The organism is Streptomyces sp. NPDC055189 (assembly GCF_053606765.1).
Window position 1 is genome coordinate 130722 of the sequence record NZ_JBSGSG010000008.1, and the last position, 22336, is coordinate 153057.

Here is a 22336-nt window from a genome sequence, read left to right on the forward strand (position 1 = left end):
GGAGCCCCACTCTCACGTGCTCAGGCAGTTACTTCGACGGCCACGGCACCTCGGGCGACTTGTAGTACCCGATGCCGAGGGCGTCCCAGCGCGGCCCCTGCTCCGCGAGCCGCTGCTTGTAGGTGTCCCAGTCGTGCGTCGACGCGGGCGACCAGCCGAGCTCGGCGATGCCCGGAAGACGCGGGAACGCCATGTACTCGATGTGCGCCGATGTCGAGAGCGTCTCCGACCACAGTTCCGCCTCGACACCCTGGATCGAGTCCGCGGGCGCGCCCGCGAGGTACGTCCCCGGGTTCCAGTCGTAGCTGCGCTGCACCGAGACGTAGCCCGCCCAGGACAGGCCGAGCGGGGTGTTCTTGTCGTACTTCATGTCGAGGTACGAGCGGTCGGCGGGCGAGAGGACCAGCTTCGTGCCCTTCTTCGCCGCGTTCACCACCTGCTCGCGCTCGGCGGCGCCGGTGGCGTCGTAGCCCCAGTACTGCGCGAGGGCGCCCTTGACGGGCGTGGCGCCGGTCAGCTGGTGCCAGCCGACCACCGTCTTGCCGTACTTGGCGACCACGGGCTGGACCTTGTTCATGAAGGTCACGTAGTCCTCGTGGCTGGTGGAGTGCGCCTCGTCACCGCCGATGTGGATGTACTTGCCGGGTGTCAGGGCGGCGATCTCGCGGATGACGTCGTCCACGAAGTCGTACGTCACGCCCTTCTTCACGCACAGCGAGCTGAAGCCGACCTCGGTGCCGGTGTAGAGCGGGGGCGCGACGCCGTCGCAGTTCAGCTCGGCGTACGAGGCCAGTGCGGCATTCGTGTGACCCGGCATGTCGATCTCGGGGATCACTTCGAGCTGCCGCGATGCCGCGTACTTGACGATGTCCTTGTACTGGGCCTTCGTGTAGTAGCCGCCCTTGCCGCCGCCGACCTGCGTGGAGCCGCCGTACGTGGCGAGCTTGGGCCAGGAGTCGATGGCGATGCGCCAGCCCTGGTCGTCGCTCAGGTGCAGGTGCAGCTTGTTGACCTTGTAGAGCGACATCTGGTCGATGTAGCGCTTGACCTTGTCGACCGAGAAGAAGTGCCGCGACACGTCGAGCATCGCGCCGCGGTGCTCGTAGCGGGGCGAGTCCTCGATGGTGCCGCCGGCGACCAGCCAGGGGCCCTTCTGCTTCGTCCTCTTCTCGGCGGCAGCGGGCAGTTGCTGGCGCAGCGTCTGGACGCCGTAGAAGAGCCCCGCGGCCTTGCGGGCCGTGATGGTGACGGAACCGCGCTTGGACTCCAGGCGGTAGCCCTCGGCGCCCAGGGACTTGTCCTTGGAGTCGAGGCGCAGCCGGATGCCGTCGCGGCCGCCGTCGTCGGTGACCTTCAGGGAGTAACCGGTCGAGGGACGCAGGACGTCCGCCAGATAGCTGCCGATCCGGTGCGCGTCGCGCGAGTCGTCGACCCGGATGCGGGTCTTGGAGCTGATCTCGTACGGGGAGCCGCCGGGGTCGGCGGAGGCCGGGGCCGGGATGACCTGGCCGAGCGGGGTCGGGGTGGTGGCCGTGGCTGCCTCCTGCAAGCCGCTTCCGCCGCCGGGTGCAGCGGCCACGGACGAGAATCCGGCCGCGGCGACGAGCAGCAGCGAGCCGAACAGACGGGTCGATCTGTGGTGCTGTCTCACGAGCGGGTCCCTTCGACGGGCCGTCACTGTGGTGCATCGCAATCGAACGGTCACCATGGGTACCGTGCGCCCCGTGGCGGGTCAAGGGTGTAGACCACTTCCGCGGCCTGCCGATGGAAGAATCGTCGCATGGCGGAAATCATCCAGCGCGACGGGACCTGGACCTTCGACGGAGAGACGCTGCGCCTTGTGCCGGGACGCGACAAGAACGTCCCTCTGCTGCGCAAGTCGCTGGGAGAACTGGCCGTGCCGCTGGCCGCATTGGCGGGCATCGCCTTCGAACAGGGCAAGAAGACGGGGCGCCTGAGGCTCCGTCTGCGGGACGGCGCGGACCCGCTGCTTCAGGCCGCCGGCGGCAAGCTGGGGGAAGCGGAGGATCCGTACCAGCTGACGGTGGAGTCCGACCGCTACGGGGTCGCGGAGTACGTCGTGGACGAGGTCCGCAACGCGCTGCTGCTCGAGCAGGTGCCGCCCGTGTCCTGCGACAGCTATCTGCTGCCGGGCCCGTCGGTGCCGCTCTCGGTGTCTGCGGGGGACGGCACGGCGAGCTTCGACGGTGAGCACATCCGCCTGGAGTGGAACTGGAAGACGGAGGAGGCGAAGTCGGCGTCCGGCACGCGCATGCTGGCCCTCGCCGACGTCGCGGCGGTTGAGTGGCAGCCCGCGGTGGGCCTGGAGAACGGCTATCTCCGCTTCACCGTGCGGCACTCGCCCACCAAGGCACCCCCGAAGTACGACCCGAACTCGGTCGAGCTGTGGGGCTTCAAGAAGGACCCCCTGATGGCGCTGGTGGCGGCGGCGGTACAGGTCAGGCTGCCGCATCCGGCGGGGGCGCCTGCGGAGTCCTCGGACGCACCCCCCGCCCTGACGGCGCAGGCCGCGCCCGCGCCCGCCGTCCCGGCCGAGGACGATCACGACGCGCTGCTGCGCCGGCTGCGCGAGCTGGGCGAACTGCACAAGGACGGGATACTCACCGACGAGGAGTTCTCCCTCGCCAAGCAGGCGATCCTGAAGCGCATGTAAGCCGCCGGGGCTTATTTTCGCTCCTTTTCGCCGCACTCCTGCCCGATTCCGGGCAGGATTGTTGCACCTGGAGGGCTATTCCTTCAGGATCAACGAATGCACGACGACCTGGTGGATCACCTCACCCGCAGCACCCCGCTCCAGCGGGGCGAAGCGCTGCGGGTCATCCAGGACGTGCTCGCCTACTTCGACGAGACGACCGAAGAGTTCGTCCGTCGCCGCCACCGCGAACTGCAGGGTCAGGGCCTGCTGAACGCGGCGATCTTCGAACAGATCTCGGCGGACCTCGGCTACCGCGCGGTCTCGCCGCCCGAGCTCACGCTCCGGCAGTTGCGCCGCATGATCTACGGCTGACCATCACCCTCTTACGGCTAGGACACCCTCTATGTGCGGAATCGTCGGTTATATCGGCAAGCGTGACGTGGCCCCCCTCCTCTTGGAGGGCCTCCAGCGCCTGGAGTACCGCGGCTACGACTCCGCGGGCGTCGTCATCACCAGCCCCAAGGCCTCCGGCCTGAAGATGGTCAAGGCAAAGGGCCGCGTCCGCGACCTGGAGGCCAGGGTGCCCGCCCGCTTCAAGGGCACCACCGGCATCGCCCACACCCGCTGGGCCACCCACGGCGCCCCCTCCGACGAGAACGCCCACCCGCACATGTCGGGTGACGACAAGGTCGCCGTCGTCCACAACGGCATCATCGACAACGCCTCCGAGCTGCGCGCCAAGCTCACCGCCGACGGCGTCGAGTTCCTCTCCGAGACCGACACCGAGGTCCTCACCCACCTCATCGCCCGCTCGCAGGCGGACAAGCTGGAGGAGAAGGTCCGCGAGGCCCTGCGCCACGTCGAGGGCACGTACGGCATCGCCGTCCTGCACGCCGACTTCAACGACCGCATCGTCGTCGCCCGCAACGGCTCCCCCGTGGTCCTGGGCATCGGCGAGAAGGAGATGTTCGTCGCCTCGGACGTCGCCGCGCTCGTCTCGCACACCCGCCAGGTCGTCACCCTCGACGACGGCGAGATGGCCACCATCAAGGCCGACGACTACCGCACGTACACCACCGAGGGCTCCCGCACGACGGCCTCGCCGACCACCGTGGAGTGGGAGGCCGAGTCGTACGACATGGGCGGCCACGACACGTACATGCACAAGGAGATCTTCGAGCAGCCCGACGCCGTGGACCGCGTCCTGCGCGGCCGCATCGACGACCGCTTCTCCACCGTGCACCTCGGCGGCCTGAACCTCGACGCGCACGACGCCCGCAAGGTGCGCCGCGTCAAGATCCTCGGCTGCGGCACCTCGTACCACGCGGGCATGATCGGCGCCCAGATGATCGAGGAGCTGGCCCGCATCCCCGCGGACGCGGAGCCGGCGAGCGAGTTCCGCTACCGCAACCCGGTCGTGGACCCCGACACCCTCTACATCGCCGTCTCCCAGTCCGGCGAGACGTACGACGTGCTCGCCGCCGTCCAGGAGCTGAAGCGCAAGGGTGCCCGCGTCCTGGGCGTGGTGAACGTCGTCGGCTCCGCGATCGCCCGCGAGGCCGACGCGGGCGTGTACGTCCACGCGGGCCCGGAGGTCTGCGTCGTCTCGACCAAGTGCTTCACCAACACCACGGTCGCCTTCGGCCTGCTCGCCCTGCACCTGGGCCGCATCCGTGACCTGTCGGTCTCCGACGGCAAGCGGATCATCGAGGGCCTGCGCAGGCTGCCCGGCCAGATCTCGGAGATCCTCAAGCAGGAGGACGAGATCAAGAAGATCGCCAAGAAGTACGCGGACGCCCGCTCGATGCTCTTCATCGGGCGCGTACGCGGCTACCCCGTGGCCCGCGAGGCCTCCCTGAAGCTCAAGGAGGTCTCGTACATCCACGCCGAGGCCTACCCCGCGTCCGAGCTCAAGCACGGCCCGCTCGCCCTCATCGAGCCGGCCCTTCCGACGGTCGCGATCGTCCCGGACGACGACCTCCTGGAGAAAAACCGCGCCGCCCTCGAAGAGATCAAGGCCCGCAGCGGCCAGATCCTCGCGGTCGCGCACCAGGAGCAGGAGAAGGCCGACCAGACCATCCTGGTCCCGAAGAACGAGAACGAGCTCGACCCGATCCTGATGGGCATCCCGCTCCAACTCCTCGCCTACCACACGGCATTGGCCCTGGGCCGCGACATCGACAAGCCCCGCAACCTGGCGAAGTCCGTCACGGTCGAGTAGCCACGGCCGCTCTGTCGCCGCAGACAGGGCCGCCGCAGACATGAACGCCCGGACATGAACGACCCCTCGCGCGTGCCACCAAACGCGCGAGGGGTCGTTCTTCAAGGGGCGGGGGCGCCCATTCCCCCGTCCCACGCCTGCCTCAGCCGGTGGCCGTCACTCCACGGTCGGCAGGGGGTCGTGCCCCTTGTTCGTACCCTTCACAAGGGCGCAACCCACCTGTACGCACGAGTAGATTTATCTACACGGGAAGGAAGTTGACGCCCCGCCACCCCTGTCCCACCTGGGACGGAAGAGCGTTACGGAATGACCACCACGGGCCGTTGCGCACGGCGCGCGAGCCGGCCCGCGACCGAGCCGAAGATGCGCCCCACGATCCCGTGCGTCGACCCGACGACGATCGCGTCCGCGGAGTACTCGCGGCCGACCTCTTCGAGTTCGTGGCAGATGTCGCCGCCGCGCTCGACGAGGATCCACGGCACCTCGGCCAGATAGTCCGCACACGCCAGTTCGAGGCCGAGCACTTCCGTGCGATGGTCCGGCACGTCGACGAACACCGGCGGCTCACAGCCCGCCCACACCGTGGTGGGAAGTCTGTTGGCGACATGCACGATGATCAGGCCGGATCCGGAGCGATGGGCCATGCCGATCGCGTACGAGAGCGCGCGCTCACTCGATGTCGAGCCGTCGAAACCGACGACGACACCGTGCCGGAAGGCCGGATCGCAGGAATGACGTGGTTCTTCCGCCGCCTGGGGGGTCGCCGTGGGATCGGCGACCTGCCGCTTGCGGTCCGCTGGGGGTTCGGAGAATTCGTGACCGGCCATGGGTGTCTCGGCGAAGGAGTCCTCTGTGGGAGGGTCGGCTCTGTTCGGGTCGTACGGCGCAGTGTGGAGCAGAACGGACAGGATCGGGCAGGGACGAGGAGGAGCGGCGACAACCACCGGAGCTGTGTCCGGGAATCATCTTCCCAACCCCATACCCCCAAGGGTACGGCGACACTCCTCTCCTGCCCAGAGCTTGCTATCGGCCCTGCGGGAGCCTCACGGCGTTCACCGGAGCATGCATGAGCAGCGCCCGTATGGCAATGGTTGCTGCCTGGTACAGGCGGTTTGGGCACCCGCTCGCGTGGTCTGCCGTCGGCCACCAGGTCTACGCCAGTGACCGGCCGGGCGACCACGCGTTGAACTCCGGTACGCCACCGCCACAGGGAGCCCGCCGTGCCTGGACCGCCGTCAGCCTCCTCAAAAGTCACGCCACCCTCAAGAGTCACGACATCCTCACGAGTGACGCCGTCCTCGCGAGCCGGGGCGCAGGGCCACCGGCGCCAGCCGCAGGGGGCGCACGAGCGTCCGCGCGGCGCTGTCCCGGCGCCACGCGCCGAGGGGACGCCTCCCACTCCCGCGCAGGACTCGGCGAGCGACGTCGTGCGCTGGGCCGCGTTCAGCTGCGTCCTGGTTCCCGTCGTCCTGGTGGGGTACGGGACATCACTGGCAGGCGCCGCGGGGGCGGCCCTGGGCCTCGTGGCCGTGACGGGGGTCTGCCGGCTGCTCCTGCGACAGTCGGAGCGGGGGGCGGAGCGGGGGGCGGCACGGCCGGTCGAGGAGCAGGACGACGACCGCCGCGGACGGCACGGACGGACGGGCGCGGGGGCGCACAGGAGCGGTCGGCATGCTGGTGGGTCTACGCCGGGGGGCTGACCGATTCGCGCGTACTCCCCCGTTGCTTTTCAGCCAACTTCCTATGGCCATGCATTCCTTGGCCGAAGGGGTACCCAACCCTGGTCCCACCAGGGCTGAAAGGCATGCGGAGGCCGCCTGAACCCTACGGGGACCGGCCACGGAGGCGAGGCGCACTTCCCAGCAACGCCCGTGAGTGCAACGCTTCGTGATCGACTGCTTCACGCCAAGTTGCCATGTCGACATAGTGCCGGGTCCTTAACTGGTCACCCCGGCAGCACGGGACGCAGTAGATTCGATCATGACTGTATTACGGCGGGGGACTGGTGGAGGACCGAGGGGAAACGTGCAGGAGCGACAGGTCCGACAGGAACGCCAAGAGCGCCGGGAACGCAGAGCCCGCAGAAAGCACAGCAAACAAAGCAAAAACAGAACAGGCCAAGAACAGGGAGCCGCGACGACCGAGGGGGGCTTAGCACCATGAGCCACGACTCCACTGCCGTGCAAGAAGCCGCGTCGCGGAAGCTTTCCGGACGCCGCCGCAGGGAGATTGTCGCGGTGCTGCTGTTCAGCGGTGGCCCCATCTTCGAGAGTTCCATACCGCTCTCCGTGTTCGGGATCGACCGGCAGGACGCCGGGGTTCCGCGTTACCGGCTGCTTGTCTGCGCCGGTGAAGAGGGGCCGCTGCGTACGACCGGGGGGCTCGAACTCACCGCGCCGCATGGCCTGGAGGCCATAGGGCGCGCGGGCACCGTCGTGGTGCCGGCCTGGCGGTCGATCACATCGCCGCCGCCGCCGGAAGCACTCGACGCGCTGCGCCGCGCACACGAAGAGGGCGCCCGCATCGTGGGGCTCTGCACCGGAGCCTTCGTGCTCGCCGCGGCCGGCCTGCTCGACGGCCGTCCGGCGACCACGCACTGGATGTACGCACCGACGCTGGCCAAGCGATATCCGTCCGTACACGTGGACCCGCGTGAGCTCTTCGTCGACGACGGAGACGTGCTCACGAGCGCGGGGACCGCGGCCGGAATTGATCTGTGCCTGCACATCGTGCGGACGGACCACGGCAACGAAGCGGCGGGCGCGCTCGCCCGCAGGCTCGTCGTGCCTCCGCGCCGGGCCGGCGGCCAGGAGCGCTATCTCGACAGGTCTTTACCAGAGGAGATCGGCGCCGACCCGCTCGCCGAGGTCGTCGCCTGGGCCCTGGAGCATCTCCACGAGCAGTTCGACGTGGAGACCCTGGCCGCGCGCGCGTACATGAGCAGGCGCACCTTCGACCGCAGGTTCCGCTCGCTCACCGGGAGCGCTCCCCTGCAGTGGCTGATCACTCAGCGCGTACTGCAGGCACAGCGGCTGCTCGAGACCTCCGACTACTCCGTCGACGAGGTAGCGGGTCGCTGCGGCTTCCGCTCGCCCGTGGCCCTGCGCGGTCACTTCCGCCGTCAGCTGGGCTCTTCGCCCGCCGCCTATCGGGCCGCTTACCGCGCCCGCAGGCCGCAGGGGGGTGAGCGGGCCCTGCTCGAATCCCCGGCGCCCGTGCCCGCCGCGCCGTCGGTGAACGCCGAAGGCGGGCCCGTACCGTCGCAGACCCGGCGTACGGCTGCCGCGAGTGCGCTCGGTCCCTCGACCTCGCTGCCCGCGGATCCGGGAAAGCCGTACTCGGATCTGTACGCGCCAGGCCGTCCGCCACTGCCCGGCCAGAGGAGTGCGCCGTAGGGTAAGACGCATGAACGATCGCATGGTGTGGATCGACTGCGAGATGACCGGGCTCTCGCTGGCGGATGACGCACTTATCGAGGTGGCCGCACTGGTCACCGACTCGGAACTGAACGTGCTCGGCGAAGGTGTGGACATCGTGATCCGCCCGCCGGACGCGGCGCTGGAGACCATGCCCGAGGTGGTGCGCAAAATGCACACCACCTCGGGGCTCCTCGACGAGCTGGCCGCGGGCACGACCCTGGCCGACGCCGAGGCGCAGGTCCTCGCGTACGTACGTGAGCACGTCAAGGAGCCGCGCAAGGCTCCGCTCTGCGGGAACTCCGTCGGCACCGACCGGGGCTTCCTGCTGCGCGACATGGGGACGCTGGAGGAGTTCCTCCACTACCGCATCGTCGACGTCTCCTCGATCAAGGAACTGGCCCGGCGGTGGTACCCCCGGGCGTACTTCAACAGCCCGGACAAGAACGGCAACCACCGGGCCCTGGCCGACATCCGCGAGTCCATCGCCGAGCTGCGCTACTACCGCGAGGCGATCTTCGTGCCGCAGCCCGGGCCGGACTCGGACACCGCGAAAACCATCGCGGCCAAGCACGTGCTGCCTGCGGAGTAGCCTCCGCGGAACCGCTCTGTACGGGGTCCGGAAAACGCGTGCGCGAGCACCCCTTCGGACCCTGTACACTTTTTCTCGGCCGGTCGGAAGAACGAAAAACGACCGGACATGGTGGGTGTAGCTCAGTTGGTAGAGCACCTGGTTGTGGTCCAGGTGGCCGCGGGTTCAAGTCCCGTCACTCACCCTGAATGATCAAGGCCCGGTCCGCGAAAGCGGACCGGGCCTTCTTCGTGTCGCGGACCTTCGTCTCCGGCCAGCACTCCGGCGGATACTGCATGCAGCAAAACGGCACGAAGGAGTGGAGAACGGTCTTGAGCAGCACGTGGCTCATCTACAGCGGGGCCCTGATGGTGGTCCTGGCGGCGGGCATCACGATGGTCGCGGGCAGGCCCGTGATGCCTCCCTGGCGTGATGCGCCGTCCGTCGTCGCCGGGGTCGGTGCCGGCGCCCTTGTGTGCGTCCTCGGTCTGGCCTTCGGTTCCCCGGCGTCGACGGCCGTGTCCGGCGGATGCTTCTGGCTGGCCGCGACCATGACCGCTGTGCACGCCCTGCGGGGCCGCGTCGGATCGCGGAGCTGACGACGGCGGCTTCCTCACACGGGGCGTGAACGCCGTCCCCGCGATGGACCCGCGCACACCCTTCCCGCCCGTGTGCGGGGCGGGGCACAGTGCAGGTGGCGCTTCGGGGGCCGTGTCGGTACGGACCCCCGGGGCGCACGGGTCGTAGGTCGCCTCCCGCGCCGACGGCCCGTTTGTCGTTCCAGGGGCCCTCAGGACGAGGCCCGCTCCACCAGTTCCGTCGGCAGGACCAGCTGGCGGTGTTCCAGGCGTCGGGCGGATGCGGGGCGGTCGTCGGCGATCTCGGCGAGCAGGAGGTCGATCATCGCGCGGCCCATCTCCTCGATCGGCTGGCGCACGCTGGTGAGCGGCGGGTCCATGTGGCGGGCGATCGCCGAGTCGTCGAAGCCGACAAGGGCCACGTCGTCGGGTATCCGGCGCCCGGCCTCGCGCAGCACCTGGCGGGCGCCCGCGGCCATCACGTCCGAGCCGGCGAACACCGCGTCCACGCCGGGGTGGGCGGCGAGCAGCTCCGTCATCGCCCGGCGGCCGCCCTCCTCCGTGAAGTCGCCCGGCGCGATGAGGCTCTCGTCCACCCGGTGGCCCGCGTCCGCCAGGGCGGCGCGGTAGCCGTCGAGGCGGCGCTGGGCGCCGTAGACGTCCAGGCGGCCCGTGATGGTGGCTATACACGTGCGGCCGCGCCCCAGGAGATGCTCCACCGCCGAGTGCGCGCCCGCGAAGTTGTCGGAGTCGACCGAGGGCAGCGCCTCGTCGGCCGAGCGGCGGCCGCTGATCACCGCGGGGATCTCCAGCTGGGACAGGAGGTCGGGCAGCGGGTCGTCGGCGTGCACCGAGACCAGGAGGACCCCGTCGACGCGGTGGGCCGCGAGGTACTGGGCCAGGCGCTGGCGCCTGCGGTCGTTCCCGGCGAAGATCAGCAGGAGTTGCATCTCCGTCTCGCCGAGCTCCGCCCCGACACCGCGCAGGACGTCGGAGAAGTACGGCTCGGCAAAGAACCGCGTCTCGGGCTCGGGCACGACCAGGGCGATGGCGTCGGTGCGGTTGGCGGCCAGCGCGCGGGCCGCCGTGTTCGGGACGTAACCGAGTTCCGCGACGGCGGCCTCGACCGCCGTGCGGGTCGCCTCGCTCACCCGCGGCGATCCGTTGATCACCCGGGACACCGTCCCGCGGCCCACTCCCGCCCGCGCGGCGACCTCCTCCAGGGTCGGTCGCCCGCCACTGCGGCTGCGTGCCCCGTGAGCTGCCATTGTCCGCCTCCCGTCGCACTTCCCCCGGCGAGGAATGTAGAGGAATGTAACAGCCTGATCTTTGCCGGGCAGAAGGGCCGATCATGCGGGCGTCCTCGTAACAGCCCGATAACTGAAGACATATCTCTCTGTCCGGTCCCTTGACACCCCCGCTTCAAGCTACGACTCTTCAACTCATCACTTGTGGGAGCGCTCCCACAGTACCTGACACGTACACATCCCGCACGTTCCCCGCCCGAGCCGAAGAGTCAAGCAACGGGGCAAGAAGTGCAGTTGGCCGGGGGGTCGGCACGTCAGGCAACAGGAGGACGTAATGCGCACGAGTTATCGCCGACCCGGTCGGCTGGTGGCCTTCGCGGCCGTGACCGCGCTGGCAACAAGCCTGCTGGCCGGTTGTTCCAGCGACGACGACAGCAGTTCGGAGGGCGGCGACGGCAAGGTCACGCTCAATGTCGGCACGTTCGGTGTCCTTGGCCTGAAGCAGGCAGGGCTCTACGACGAGTACGAGAAGTCGCACCCGAACATCAAGATCAAAGAGAACGTGATCGAGCGGAACGACGCCTACTACCCGAAGCTGCTCACCCAGCTCCAGTCGGGCGCCGGCGTGAACGACGTCGCCGCCATCGAAGTCAGCAACATCACCGAGGTCGTGCAGACCCAGGGCGCCAAGTTCGAGGACCTGAGCAAGGCCGAGGGCGTGGACAAGTCCACGTACCTCGACTGGAAGTGGAAGCAGGCCACGACCGAGGACGGCAAGACGGTCGGCCTCGGCGTCGACATCGGCCCGACCGCGCTCTGCTACCGCAAGGACCTCTTCAAGAAGGCCGGTCTGCCCACCGACCGCGAGGAGCTCGCCAAGGAGTGGTCCGGCGACTGGAACAAGTACGTCGCGCTCGGCGACAAGTACATGAAGAAGGCGCCCAAGGGCACCAAGTTCGTGGACTCCGCCTCCAGCGTCTACAACGCCGTCTTCGCCGGTGCCACCGAGCGGTACTACGACAAGAGCGGCAAGGAGATCTACGAGGACAGCCAGGGCCGCAAGGACGCCTGGGACGCGGCCATGAAGGTCGCCAAGGGCGACATGTCGGCCAAGCTCAAGCAATTCGACCCGACGTGGGACCAGGGCTTCGCCAACGCCAAGTTCGCCACCGTGGCCTGCCCGGCGTGGATGGCCGGCTACATCCAGGAGAAGACCGGCCCGGAGGGCAAGGGCCAGTGGGACATGGCCAAGGCTCCGGCCGACGGCAACTGGGGCGGAACGTTCCTGGGCGTGCCGAGCGCGGGCAAGCACAAGAAGGAGGCGACCGAGCTCGCCGTCTGGCTGACCCAGCCCGAGCAGCTCGCGAAGGTCTTCGCCAAGCAGGCCAGCTTCCCCTCCACCCCGTCGGCGTACGACACGCTGAAGCCGTCGCCCGCCACCAAGGCGTACTTCAACGACGCGCCCATCACGGAGATCTACGCCGACATCGCGAAGAACACCCCTTCGGCCATCTACGGCCTGAAGGACGCCCAGATCGGCCAGTCCATCACGGACATCGGTGTGCTCCAGGTGGAGCAGCAGGGCAAGTCTCCGGCTGAGGGCTGGGAGGCCGCGCAGAAGGAGATCAAGGATGTTCTGGGACAGTGACGCGCATGTCCGAGACCACTGAGTACGCCGAGACCGCGTCCCCTGAAGGGGACGCGGCCCCGGCCGCGTCCGGGACCCGCAAGGGCTCCCCCACGTCCTCGTGGCGCAGTCGCCTGTACCGCTGGGACATAAAGGCGTCGCCGTATGTCTTCGTCGCGCCGTTCTTCCTGTTCTTCGGTGCCTTCGGCCTGTTCCCGCTGCTCTACACCGGCTGGGCCTCGCTGCACCGCCTGGAGCTGACGAACCTCGACGACAGCACCTGGCTCGGCCTGGAGAACTACACCAACCTGCTGCAGAGCGAATACTTCTGGAACGCGCTCGGCAACACCTTCACCATCGGCATCATCTCCACCGTCCCCCAGCTGGCCATCGCCCTCGGCATCGCGCATCTGCTCAACTACAAGCTGCGCGGCTCCACCCTGTGGCGCGTGGCGATGCTCGCTCCGTACGCCACGTCGGTGGCCAGTGCCTCGCTGGTCTTCACGCTGCTCTTCGCGTGGGACGGCGGCATGGTCAACTGGCTGGCCGGGTCCATCGGCATCGACCCGATCAACTGGCGTGAATCCTCCTGGGGTTCGCAGTTCGCGGTGTCCTCGATCGTCATCTGGCGGTGGACCGGCTACAACGCGCTGATCTACCTGGCGGCGATGCAGGCCGTACCGCACGATCTGTACGAGTCGGCCTCGCTGGACGGCGCATCGCGCTGGCAGCAGTTCCGGCACGTGACCATCCCGATGCTGCGGCCGACGATCCTGTTCACGGTGGTCGTCTCGACCATCGGGGCGACCCAGCTCTTCGGTGAGCCGCTCCTGTTCGGCGGCACGGCCGGGTCCAAGGGCGGCGCGGACCACCAGTTCCAGACCCTTGGCCTCTATCTGTACGACCAGGGCTGGATCAACGGCCATCTGGGCAGGGCCTCGGCCGTCGCCTGGCTGATGCTCGCGATCCTGCTGATCATCGCCGCGGTCAATCTGCTGATCGCCCGACGTCTGAGGAAGGCCCAATGAAGTCCCGCACCACGGGCCCGACGACCGACGTCGCCGCGGACCCGCAGACCGACGTGGTCGCGAGCCCGAAGGCCGCCCGCGCCACGGGCCCGAAGGCAGGCCGCCCCCTGGGGCTCAAGGCCGGCCGCACGATGCACGCGGGGCCCGTGACGTACATCGTCCTTGCGCTGTTCACGGCCGTCTCGCTCGCCCCGCTGATCTGGACGGCGATCGCGGCCTCGCGCACGAGCGGGCGGCTCGCCCAGACACCGCCGCCCCTGTGGTTCGGCGGGAACCTCTTCAAGAACCTGGAGCGGGCCTGGACGGAGGCGAGCCTGGGTGACGCGATGCTCAACACCACGATCGTGGCGGGCAGCATCACGATCGGCACCGTGCTGTTCTCCACGATCGCCGGATTCGCCTTCGCCAAGCTGAAGTTCAAGTTCAGCGGTCTGCTGCTCCTCCTGACGATCGGCACGATGATGGTGCCGCCGCAGCTGAGTGTCGTACCGCTCTATCTGTGGGTCGCCGACCTGCAGTGGACCAACCAGCTCCAGGCGGTGATCCTGCCGACGTTCGTGAGCGCCTTCGGCGTGTTCTTCATGCGGCAGTACCTGCTGCAGGCGCTGCCGAGCGAGCTGATCGAGGCGGCCCGGATGGACGGCGCGAGCAGTCTGCGCATCATCTGGCACGTGGTGTTCCCGGCGGCGCGGCCCGCGATGGCGGTCCTCGGCCTCCTTACGTTCGTCATGGCCTGGAACGACTTCCTCTGGCCGATCATCGCGCTCAACCAGTCGAACCCCACCGTGCAGGTGGCGCTCAACTCCCTCGGTACGGGCTACATCCCGGACCGGGCGGTGATCATGGCGGGCGCGTTGCTCGGCACACTGCCGCTGTTGTTCGCGTTCATCCTGTTCGGCAAGCAGATCGTGAGCGGCATCATGCAGGGCGCGGTCAAGGGCTGAGGCCCTTTCCGGACCCTTCCGTCGCCAGGGTCGAGCCGCCGCCACCTCGGCCCTGGCCGCCTGCACCACCCTTGCTTCCCCTCCTTCTTCCCCCTTCCCATGGGAGCGCTTCCATGCCTGAACCCATTACCTTTCCGGCCGACTTCCTCTGGGGAGCCGCCACGTCCGCGTACCAGATCGAGGGCGCCGTACGCGAGGACGGCCGCACCCCCTCCATCTGGGACACCTTCAGCCACACGCCCGGCAGGACGGCCGACGGCGACACCGGTGACGTGGCCGTCGAGCACTACCACCGCTACCGCGACGACGTGGCGCTCATGGCGGACCTCGGTCTGAACGCCTACCGCTTCTCCGTCTCCTGGTCGCGGGTGCAGCCCACCGGGCGCGGCCCCGCCGTCCAGCGCGGCCTCGACTTCTACCGGCGGCTCGTCGACGAGCTGCTCGCCAAGGGCATCAAGCCCGCCCTGACCCTCTACCACTGGGACCTGCCGCAGGATCTGGAGGACGCGGGCGGCTGGCCGGCGCGCGAGACCGCCTACCGGTTCGCCGAGTACGCGGGCTTCGTCGCCGAGGCCCTCGGTGACCGCGTCGAGTCGTGGATCACCCTCAACGAGCCGTGGTGCAGCGCCTTCCTGGGCTACGGCTCCGGCGTGCACGCCCCCGGCCGCACCGACCCGGCGGCCGCGCTGCAGGCCGCGCACCACCTCAACCTCGCGCACGGCCTGGGCACGCAGGCGCTGCGCGCCGCCCTGCCGGCCCGCGCCCGCGTCGCGGTGAGTCTCAACTCCTCGGTGGTCAGGGCGGTTTCCGACAACCCCGAGGACCTGGACGCCCGCCGCCGCATCGACAACCTCGCCAACGGCGTCTTCCACGGCCCGATGCTGCACGGCGCCTACCCGGCGGACCTCCTCACCGACACCGCCCGGATCACCGACTGGTCCTTCGTCCAGGACGGCGACCTGGCCGCCGCCCACCAGCCGCTGGACGCGCTCGGCCTCAACTACTACACGCCCGCGCTGGTCTCGGCCGCGCAGAACGACCCCTCGAACGCACGCAACGACGGGCACGGCGTGAGCGACCACTCCCCGTGGCCCGGCTCGGACGACGTGGCTTTCCACCAGACGCCGGGCGACCGCACGGAGATGGGCTGGACCATCGACCCGACCGGTCTGCACGACCTGATCATGCGCTACACCCGGGAGGCACCGGGCCTGCCGCTGTACGTCACCGAGAACGGCGCCGCCTACGACGACAAGCCCGACGCGGAGGGCCGGGTCCACGACCCGGAGCGCATCGCCTACCTCCACGGCCACCTGGCCGCCGTCCGCCGGGCCATCACGGACGGCGCCGACGTCCGCGGCTACTACCTCTGGTCCCTGATGGACAACTTCGAATGGTCCTACGGCTACAGCAAGCGCTTCGGCGCGGTGTACGTCGACTACGAGACCCAGGCCCGTGTCCCGAAGTCCAGCGCCCGCTGGTACGCGGGCGTCGCGGCCGCCGGTGAGCTGCCGCTGGACGGCGCCGTGAGCTGACCGACGGCGGCAGTACTCCCTGAGGAGCCGAGTGGCAGGCTGCCGCACGGCTCCTTAGGTTTCCCATATGCCTCATATCGCAATAGATCAGGCACGGTGAGCGCCGGTGGGCGTACTCCGTGATCACCCCGAGTTCGCGCTGTTCGTCTGCCTCGCCCTGGGCTACCTGGTCGGCAAGGTGCGCGTCGGCCCCATCACCCTGGGCGGCATCTGCGGCACGCTGATCGTCTCGCTGCTGCTCGGCGCCTGGGCCAAGGTCGTCGTCTCCGACGACGTCAAGACGATCTTCTTCGCGCTCTTCATCTTCGCCCTCGGCTATCTCGCGGGCCCCCAGTTCTTCTCCAACCTCAACCGCAAGAGCCTGCGCTTCTTCGCGCTCTGCGCCATCGAACTCGTCTGTGTCCTGGGCATCGCGCTCGGCCTCGCCAAGGCCTTCGACCTGGACGTCGGCACCGCATCGGGCATCCTGGCGGGCGCGGCCACCGAATCGGCCGTCGTCGGTACGGCGACCGAGGCCATCGGCAAGCTCGACGGGCTCACCCCGGACCAGATCACCCAGTACCAGGGGCACGTCGCCACCGCGTACACGGTCTGCTACCTCTTCGGCCTGATCACCATCGTGCTCTACACCAGCCAGATCATGCCGATGATGCTGCGCATCAACCTGCGGGACGCCTCGCGCGAGCTGTGGGAGAAGATGCGCGGCTCGGGCGAAGCCCTGGAGTCCGACGAGCGCCAGGCCCTGCCCGGCATGGTCGGCCGCACCTATCTGGTGACGACGGCCGACGGCAGGACCGTCGGCGACCTGGAGTCCGAGCTCGAAGGACGGGTCACCGTCGAGGCCGTCAAGCGCGGCAGCAAGGCCCTCACGCCCCGCCCGGACCTCGCCCTGACCCTCTCCGACCTGGTCCTCGTCGTCGGCCTGCGTGCCAACGCCATCGAGGCGGGCCGTCTCATCGGCACCGAGACCCCCGGCATCCCCGGCGTCGACACCCCGCTCGCCACCGCCCAGGTCGCCGTCACCGAGAAGTCGTCGGACGGCCTGAGCGTGGAGGAGTTGCAGCGCGCCCATCCCGAGTTCGTCAAGGACGGCGTGTACGTCACCGACGTACTGCGCGGTGACCAGCATCTGCCCGCCGCAGGGGGCACCACCGTGCGGCGCGGTGACGTGCTCACCCTGGTGGGCGCGCGCTCCGGCCTGAACAAGCTGGTCTCGCGGATCGGCGCGGTCGTCAAGAACGACGCCACCGACTTCATCTATCTGGGCCTGGGCATCGCGGCCGGTTCGCTGCTCGGGCAGGTCGTCGTGCACTTCGGCGACGTCCCCATGTCGCTGGGCACGGGCGGCGGCTGTCTGGTCTCCGGGCTGCTCTTCGGCTGGTTCCGCTCCCGCAGGCAGACCTTCGGGGCGTTCCCGCCGCAGGCCGCCAACACCCTCAAGGACATGGGCCTGGCGATCTTCATCGCCTGTACGGGGCTCGTCTCGGGGCCACAGGCGTGGCCGCTGCTCAAGCAGTACGGGGCGCTGCTTCCGTTCGCCGGGATCGCGATGGTCCTCGTACCCGCGACGATCTCGCTCTTCGTCGGCCGAAAACTCCTGAAGATCGAGAAACCGCTGCTCATCGGCGCCATCGCGGGCCAGCAGTGCTCGACACCGGCGATCACCTCCGTCACCCAGGTGGCCCAGAGCTCGGTCCCCTTGCTCGGCTACACGATCACTTACGCCCTCTCCAACTTCCTGCTCCCCCTGACCGGGCCGATCCTCGTCGGCGTTCTCGGCACCTGAAGAGCGGCACACCCGGCGCACATCCGGCGCAGTCCCGGCGCACACCCGGAGCGTAGAAAATGATCGACTTCCTCAACCGGAACATCTTCCAGCCCCATCCCGAGTTGCTCGTCTTCATCACCGTGGCGATCGGCTTCCTCTTCGGGAAGCTGCGCTACAAGGCGATCGCCCTCGGCGCGGTCACCGGCTGCCTCATCGCGGGGCTGCTGCTCGGAGCGCAGTTCAAGGTCGAGATCGACGGGACGGTGAAGAACCTCTTCTTCACGATGTTCCTCTTCGCCCTCGGCTACAAGGTCGGCCCGCAGTTCTTCCGCGGCCTGAAGAAGGACGGCCTTCCGCAGGTGCTCAACGCCGTCGTGGTCTGTGTGACCGGCCTGCTCGTCTGCTGGGCCTTCGCCGCGATGCTCGGCTACGGGCCGGGGCTCTCGGCGGGGCTGCTCGGCGGGGCGCTCACCCAGTCCGCCGTCATCGGTGTCGCGGGCGACGCGATCTCCAATCTGCCGGGGCTCAGCTCCGCGCAGGTCAAGAGCGAGTCGAACCTGGTCGCCATCGGGTACGCGGTGACGTACCCGCTCGGCACGATCCTCTGCGCGATGCTGCTCGCCAACGTCCTGCCGAAGCTCTACCGCAAGGATCTCGCGGTCGAATCCGCCGCCCTGGCCAAGGAGCTCGACGCCCCCGGCGACAATCCCGACCTGGCCGAGGGCTACTACGAGGTCGTGCTGCGCGCCTACACCATCCAGCGCCCCGACCTCGCGGGACGCACCATCGAGGACTTCGAGAACCAGCAGCGCGAGCTGGGCCGCCGTCTCTACATCACCCGCGTACGCAGGGACGGGAACATCCTCGACCACGACCAGCGGACGGCCCTGCGCGAGAGCGATGTCGTCGCGCTGAGCGCGCTGCGCGGCTCGCTCGTCGAGTTCGACCCGCGTACGCACATCGGCGCCGAGACCGACGACATCGAACTGCTCGGCTACCAGACCGAATCCCTGCACGTCGTCGCCTCGGAGAAGGCTCAACTCGGCCGGACGATCGGGGACTTGCGCCGCGAACCGTTCATGGTCGGCGTCTACGTCGACAAGCTGTACCGCTCCGGCACCGAGTTCCCCTACCGCCTGACCACGAAGCTGGAGCGCGGCGACACCCTGGTCCTCACCGGCCCCAAACGCCTGGTGGACCCCGCGGGCAAGGAACTCGGCAAGCCCGTGCCGACCTCCTTCGCCACCGACATGATCTGGGTGGGCCTCGGCATCTTCCTCGGCGGCTGCATCGGCATCCCCGCGCTGACGGCGGGCGGCGTGCCGATCTCGCTCTCCACGTCCGGGGGCGCGCTGATCATGGGCCTCGTCTTCGGCTGGATCCGCGGCAAGTACCCCACATACGGAAACGTGCCGCCCGGCGCCCAGTGGTTCATGGACACCCTCGGGCTCTGCCTCTTCGTCGCGGTCGTCGGCATCAACGCGGGGCCGAGCTTCACCTCCGGCCTCTCGACGGCGGGCTGGGGCCTGCTCATCTTCGGCGCGATCGCCACGGTGATCCCGCTGATCGTCGGCTTCCTCTTCGGACACCACGTCCAGAAGATCCGCTTCCCGATCCTGATGGGCGTCCTGGCGGGCGGCCAGACGACCACCGCGGCGATCGGCGCGATCAACGAAACGTCCCGATCCCAGATCCCGACGCTCGGCTACACGATCCCGTACGCCGTCAGCAACGTGCTCCTGACCATCTGGGGCGCGGTCATCGTCCTGCTCCACCACTGAGTCCCCCGTCCCGTACGCATGTGAGGAACGAGCCGTGCCCAAGACCACCTTCACCCGCGAGGAAATCCAGTCGTTCGCCCAGCTCAGCCCGTTCGAGCTGAAGGACAAGTTCATCCAGATCGCCCAGGCGGTGCAGGCCGACAAGCCGGGACAGAAGGAGAAGTCCATCCCGCAGATGCTCAACGCGGGCCGCGGCAACCCCAACTGGGTCGCCACAGGACCCCGGGAGGCGTTCTACGCGCTCGGCTACTTCGCCCTCTCCGAGTCCCGCCGCGTCTGGACCGCCGACAACCTCGGCGGCATGCCGGAGAGGACGGGATCGGGCGCCCGCTTCGACACCTTCGTACGGCAGCACCCGGACCTGCCCGGCATCGACCTGCTCCAGAGCTGCGTCGAGTACGCCGTCGAGCGCTTCGGCTTCGTCAGGGACGACTTCGTCCATGAGCTGACGGACTGCTCGGTCGGCGACAACTACCCGGTCCCCGACCGGATGATGAAGCACGCCGAGCAGATCGTGCGCGGCTACGTCGCCGACGAGATGTTCGACCACAAACCCCCGGCGGGCAATCTGAGCCTGTTCGCCACCGAGGGCGGCACGGCGGCGATGTGCTACATCTTCGACTCGCTCATGAAGAACGGCATCCTGCACAAGGGCGACAAGATCGCCCTGATGGTGCCGGTGTTCACGCCGTACGTCGAGATTCCCGAGCTCGACACGTACGAGTTCGACGTGACGTACGTCCAGGCCAGCATGTTCGCCGAGGCGGGCGTGCGGGAGTGGCGCTACCCTGAGGAGGAGGTGGCCAAGCTCGCGGACCCCGACATCAAGATGCTCTGCCTGGTCAACCCCTCCAACCCACCCTCGCTCGCGCTGAGTCAGCGGGTCGCGGACCAGATCAAGCAGATCGTCGCCACGTCCAACCCGAACCTGCTGATCGTGACGGACGACGTGTACGGAACGTTCGTCGAGGGCTTCCGCTCCATCGCCGCCGACCTGCCGCACAACACGCTGCTCGTCTACTCGTACTCCAAGCACTACGGCTGCACGGGCTGGCGGCTCGGCGTCATCGGCCTCAACGACGACAACGTCATCGACGAGCTGCTCGCGGCGCTCCCGCAGGCCGAGAAGGACCGGCTCGCCAAGCGGTACGGGACGCTGACCCTTGAGCCGGAGAAGATCAAGTTCATCGACCGTCTGGTCGCGGACTCACGCCAGGTGGCCCTGAACCACACCTCGGGTCTCTCGCTCCCCCAGCAGATGATGATGGTCCTCTTCTCCCTCTTCGACATGCTGGACGAGGGGCAGACGTACAAGCTGCGCATCCGCGCGATCGTGCAGCAGCGGCTCGACCTGCTCCTGGAGGGCGCCGAGATGAAGATCTCGGACGACCCCAAGCGGGCCGGCTACTACATCGAGCTGGATCTGCTCGCCGAAGCGGAACGCGTCCACGGCAAGGACTTCGCCGACTTCCTGGAGAAGAACTACGAGCCGGTCGACCCGCTGTTCCGCCTCGCCGAACAGACGCATGTGGTGCTCCTGAACGGCGGCGGTTTCGAGGGGCCCGAGTGGTCGGTGCGGGTGTCGCTCGCCAATCTGGACGACCTCGACTACCTGAAGATCGGGCATCACCTCCGGGCGATCTTCAACGACTACGCGTCGGAGTGGAAGGCGTCCAAGGGGTAGTGCGGGACAAAAAGGTGGGCGCCCCGACCGGGTGGGGGGAACGTGGGGGTTCCGGTCGAGGCGCCGTGGGGGGCGGTGGTTCGGAAGGTTCAGCGGGGGGGGCGGGGCCTACTTGTAGGCGCCGAGCGCCTTCGTGAAGGCCAGCGGCTCCTGCTCGACCGACGAACAGGTCGGCTGCGCGCTGTTGCCCGCGCCGCCCTCGCAGGCCTTGTCGCGGGTCGACGACCACATCGAGAGCCAGCCGAGGCCCTTCTCCTCGGCGAACTTCACCAGCTGCTCGGCGTCGTCGACCTTGAAGACCTCGGTGGCGACGTCGTTCACGCCGATCATCGGGGTGACCGCGACGGCCTTCCAGGCCGCCTCGTCGGACAGGTCGAGGGCGCCCTTGATCTGCTTCTGCGTGGCGGTCGCGGCGTCGATGGCGTACTGGCCCATGTCACCGCTGTAGGAGGGCCCGTAGTCCATCGCCATGATGTTGACGGCGGAGACCTTGACGCCGTTCTTCTTGGCGTCGGCGACGAGGTCCACGCCCGGCTGGGTCAGGCCCTCGGGCATGACGGGCAGCGTGAACGAGACGTCCAGACCCTCGTGGTCCTTCTGCAGCTGCGCGATGGCCTGCGCGCGGCGGGTGTTGGCCGCGGTCTCGGGGAGCGCGGCGCCCTCGATGTCGAAGTCGACCTTCGTCAGTTTGTACTTGTCGATGACCTTGCCGTACGCCTCGGCAAGCGCGTCGGCGCTGTCGCACTTGAGGCCGAGCTCGGAGCCCGCGGCGCCGCCGAAGGACACGCGTACGTCGCCGCCCTTGGCCCGCAGGGCCTCGATCTGCGAGGCGACCTTGTCGTCGTCGAGCCCGGTGACGCCGCCCCACAGGGGCTCGCAGCTGCCGCCGGAGGTGATGAAGGCGAGGTTGAACTCCTTGACGCCGGTCTTGTCCGCGGTGTCGACCAGGTCGTACGCGGGGGCGAGCGAAGTGTCCACGAACGGGGCGAACTTGGCCTGGGCGGCGGCCTTGGCGGGGGTCTTGTCCGCGGGTGCCTTGGTCGCGAGGGCCGTCCCGGAGAAGAGGAAAGCGCCGCCGCCGACGAGGCCGGCGGCCACGAGTCCGCCTATGACCTTGGACTTGGTGCTCACCGTGCGCCGATGCGTGCTGCTCATCGCGTGCCTGCCTTAGCTGTGCGGGGGGTGGGGGTGCGTGCAGCACGTTAGCCTCGCGTGGGCGCGACATTGCGGGTAAATCGGGCTCTGCACTGGATCTTAGGGTCCGCTTAAGGGAGCGATCG

General features: G+C 68.7%; 17 protein-coding genes, 1 tRNA gene and 1 pseudogene. 15 read left to right on the plus strand and 4 right to left on the minus strand.

The annotated features are described in order from the left end of the window. Positions 1-28: 28 nt before the first annotated feature. A complete protein-coding gene (locus ACWFR3_RS08670) occupies positions 29-1651 on the minus strand; it encodes a beta-N-acetylhexosaminidase (protein WP_453733832.1) in 1623 nt (540 codons plus the stop codon). 129 nt (positions 1652-1780) lie between these two features. Between ACWFR3_RS08670 and ACWFR3_RS08675 the strand changes: the two genes are divergently transcribed. The 3 genes from ACWFR3_RS08675 to glmS all read left to right on the plus strand — a co-directional run bounded on the left by ACWFR3_RS08675 (position 1781) and on the right by glmS (position 4877). Then, positions 1781-2674 (plus strand): DUF4429 domain-containing protein, encoded by an 894-nt coding sequence (locus ACWFR3_RS08675; RefSeq protein ID WP_453733833.1) that lies wholly within the window; start codon positions 1781-1783, stop codon positions 2672-2674. Positions 2675-2770: 96 nt separating this feature from the next. Continuing rightward, complete coding sequence (locus tag ACWFR3_RS08680) at positions 2771-3028, plus strand: hypothetical protein (RefSeq protein WP_453733834.1); 258 nt, start codon at positions 2771-2773, stop codon at positions 3026-3028. 31 nt (positions 3029-3059) lie between these two features. Beyond that, entirely contained in the window at positions 3060-4877 is a 1818-nt protein-coding gene (gene glmS, locus ACWFR3_RS08685; RefSeq protein WP_453733835.1) for a glutamine--fructose-6-phosphate transaminase (isomerizing), read from the plus strand. 299 nt (positions 4878-5176) lie between these two features. On the opposite strand, the gene ACWFR3_RS08690 is transcribed toward glmS, so the two are convergent. Beyond that, positions 5177-5704, minus strand: a complete 528-nt coding sequence (locus tag ACWFR3_RS08690) for a universal stress protein (protein WP_453733836.1) — start codon at positions 5702-5704, stop codon at positions 5177-5179. 600 nt (positions 5705-6304) lie between these two features. On the opposite strand from ACWFR3_RS08690, the gene ACWFR3_RS08695 reads away from it, so the two are divergent. From ACWFR3_RS08695 to ACWFR3_RS08715, 5 genes are all read left to right on the plus strand, one after another. Then, positions 6305-6577, plus strand: a complete 273-nt coding sequence (locus tag ACWFR3_RS08695) for a hypothetical protein (RefSeq protein ID WP_453733887.1) — start codon at positions 6305-6307, stop codon at positions 6575-6577. A gap of 459 nt (positions 6578-7036) precedes the next feature. Further along, positions 7037-8272, plus strand: a complete 1236-nt coding sequence (locus tag ACWFR3_RS08700) for a GlxA family transcriptional regulator (protein WP_453733837.1) — start codon at positions 7037-7039, stop codon at positions 8270-8272. 10 nt (positions 8273-8282) lie between these two features. Further along, complete coding sequence (gene orn / locus ACWFR3_RS08705) at positions 8283-8885, plus strand: oligoribonuclease (protein WP_453733838.1); 603 nt, start codon at positions 8283-8285, stop codon at positions 8883-8885. A 111-nt stretch (positions 8886-8996) separates the two neighbouring features. Then, positions 8997-9069, plus strand: a tRNA-His gene (locus tag ACWFR3_RS08710). A gap of 127 nt (positions 9070-9196) precedes the next feature. Continuing rightward, complete coding sequence (locus tag ACWFR3_RS08715; protein ID WP_453733839.1) at positions 9197-9463, plus strand: hypothetical protein; 267 nt, start codon at positions 9197-9199, stop codon at positions 9461-9463. A gap of 191 nt (positions 9464-9654) precedes the next feature. Here ACWFR3_RS08715 and ACWFR3_RS08720 read toward each other — a convergent pair whose 3' ends face one another. After that, positions 9655-10710 (minus strand): LacI family DNA-binding transcriptional regulator, encoded by a 1056-nt coding sequence (locus tag ACWFR3_RS08720; protein ID WP_453733840.1) that lies wholly within the window; start codon positions 10708-10710, stop codon positions 9655-9657. Positions 10711-11023: 313 nt separating this feature from the next. Between ACWFR3_RS08720 and ACWFR3_RS08725 the strand changes: the two genes are divergently transcribed. The 7 genes from ACWFR3_RS08725 to ACWFR3_RS08755 all read left to right on the plus strand — a co-directional run bounded on the left by ACWFR3_RS08725 (position 11024) and on the right by ACWFR3_RS08755 (position 21056). Further along, complete coding sequence (locus tag ACWFR3_RS08725) at positions 11024-12337, plus strand: ABC transporter substrate-binding protein (protein ID WP_453733841.1); 1314 nt, start codon at positions 11024-11026, stop codon at positions 12335-12337. A 5-nt stretch (positions 12338-12342) separates the two neighbouring features. Next, positions 12343-13344 carry a carbohydrate ABC transporter permease gene (locus ACWFR3_RS08730; RefSeq protein WP_453733842.1) on the plus strand — a complete coding sequence of 334 codons (1002 nt, stop codon included), beginning with the start codon at positions 12343-12345 and terminating at the stop codon, positions 13342-13344. 131 nt (positions 13345-13475) lie between these two features. Next, complete coding sequence (locus tag ACWFR3_RS08735) at positions 13476-14288, plus strand: carbohydrate ABC transporter permease (protein ID WP_453733888.1); 813 nt, start codon at positions 13476-13478, stop codon at positions 14286-14288. A 113-nt stretch (positions 14289-14401) separates the two neighbouring features. Further along, complete coding sequence (locus tag ACWFR3_RS08740) at positions 14402-15823, plus strand: GH1 family beta-glucosidase (RefSeq protein WP_453733843.1); 1422 nt, start codon at positions 14402-14404, stop codon at positions 15821-15823. A 106-nt stretch (positions 15824-15929) separates the two neighbouring features. Further along, a complete protein-coding gene (gene aspT / locus ACWFR3_RS08745) occupies positions 15930-17609 on the plus strand; it encodes an aspartate-alanine antiporter (protein WP_453733844.1) in 1680 nt (559 codons plus the stop codon). Positions 17610-17668: 59 nt separating this feature from the next. Next, on the plus strand, positions 17669-19372 hold the full coding sequence (gene aspT, locus ACWFR3_RS08750) for an aspartate-alanine antiporter (RefSeq protein ID WP_453733845.1): 1704 nt from the start codon (positions 17669-17671) through the stop codon (positions 19370-19372). A 34-nt stretch (positions 19373-19406) separates the two neighbouring features. Then, on the plus strand, positions 19407-21056 hold the full coding sequence (locus tag ACWFR3_RS08755) for a bifunctional aspartate transaminase/aspartate 4-decarboxylase (protein ID WP_453733846.1): 1650 nt from the start codon (positions 19407-19409) through the stop codon (positions 21054-21056). Between the two features lie 108 nt (positions 21057-21164). Here the strand turns inward: ACWFR3_RS08755 and ACWFR3_RS08760 are convergent. Continuing rightward, positions 21165-22109: pseudogene (locus ACWFR3_RS08760) on the minus strand (chitinase); the annotation flags it as partial. Positions 22110-22336 lie beyond the last annotated feature (227 nt).

Excerpts from the sequence above, each read along its gene's own strand:
- ACWFR3_RS08675 (WP_453733833.1), top strand. The coding sequence starts at position 1,781 with ATGGCGGAAATCATCCAGCGCGACGGGACCTGGACCTTCGACGGAGAG.
- ACWFR3_RS08680 (WP_453733834.1), top strand. The coding sequence starts at position 2,771 with ATGCACGACGACCTGGTGGATCACCTCACCCGCAGCACCCCGCTCCAG.
- glmS (WP_453733835.1), top strand. The coding sequence starts at position 3,060 with ATGTGCGGAATCGTCGGTTATATCGGCAAGCGTGACGTGGCCCCCCTC.
- ACWFR3_RS08690 (WP_453733836.1), bottom strand. The coding sequence starts at position 5,704 with ATGGCCGGTCACGAATTCTCCGAACCCCCAGCGGACCGCAAGCGGCAG.
- ACWFR3_RS08700 (WP_453733837.1), top strand. The coding sequence starts at position 7,037 with ATGAGCCACGACTCCACTGCCGTGCAAGAAGCCGCGTCGCGGAAGCTT.
- orn (WP_453733838.1), top strand. The coding sequence starts at position 8,283 with ATGAACGATCGCATGGTGTGGATCGACTGCGAGATGACCGGGCTCTCG.
- ACWFR3_RS08720 (WP_453733840.1), bottom strand. The coding sequence starts at position 10,710 with ATGGCAGCTCACGGGGCACGCAGCCGCAGTGGCGGGCGACCGACCCTG.
- ACWFR3_RS08725 (WP_453733841.1), top strand. The coding sequence starts at position 11,024 with ATGCGCACGAGTTATCGCCGACCCGGTCGGCTGGTGGCCTTCGCGGCC.
- ACWFR3_RS08730 (WP_453733842.1), top strand. The coding sequence starts at position 12,343 with ATGTCCGAGACCACTGAGTACGCCGAGACCGCGTCCCCTGAAGGGGAC.
- ACWFR3_RS08735 (WP_453733888.1), top strand. The coding sequence starts at position 13,476 with ATGCACGCGGGGCCCGTGACGTACATCGTCCTTGCGCTGTTCACGGCC.
- ACWFR3_RS08740 (WP_453733843.1), top strand. The coding sequence starts at position 14,402 with ATGCCTGAACCCATTACCTTTCCGGCCGACTTCCTCTGGGGAGCCGCC.
- aspT (WP_453733845.1), top strand. The coding sequence starts at position 17,669 with ATGATCGACTTCCTCAACCGGAACATCTTCCAGCCCCATCCCGAGTTG.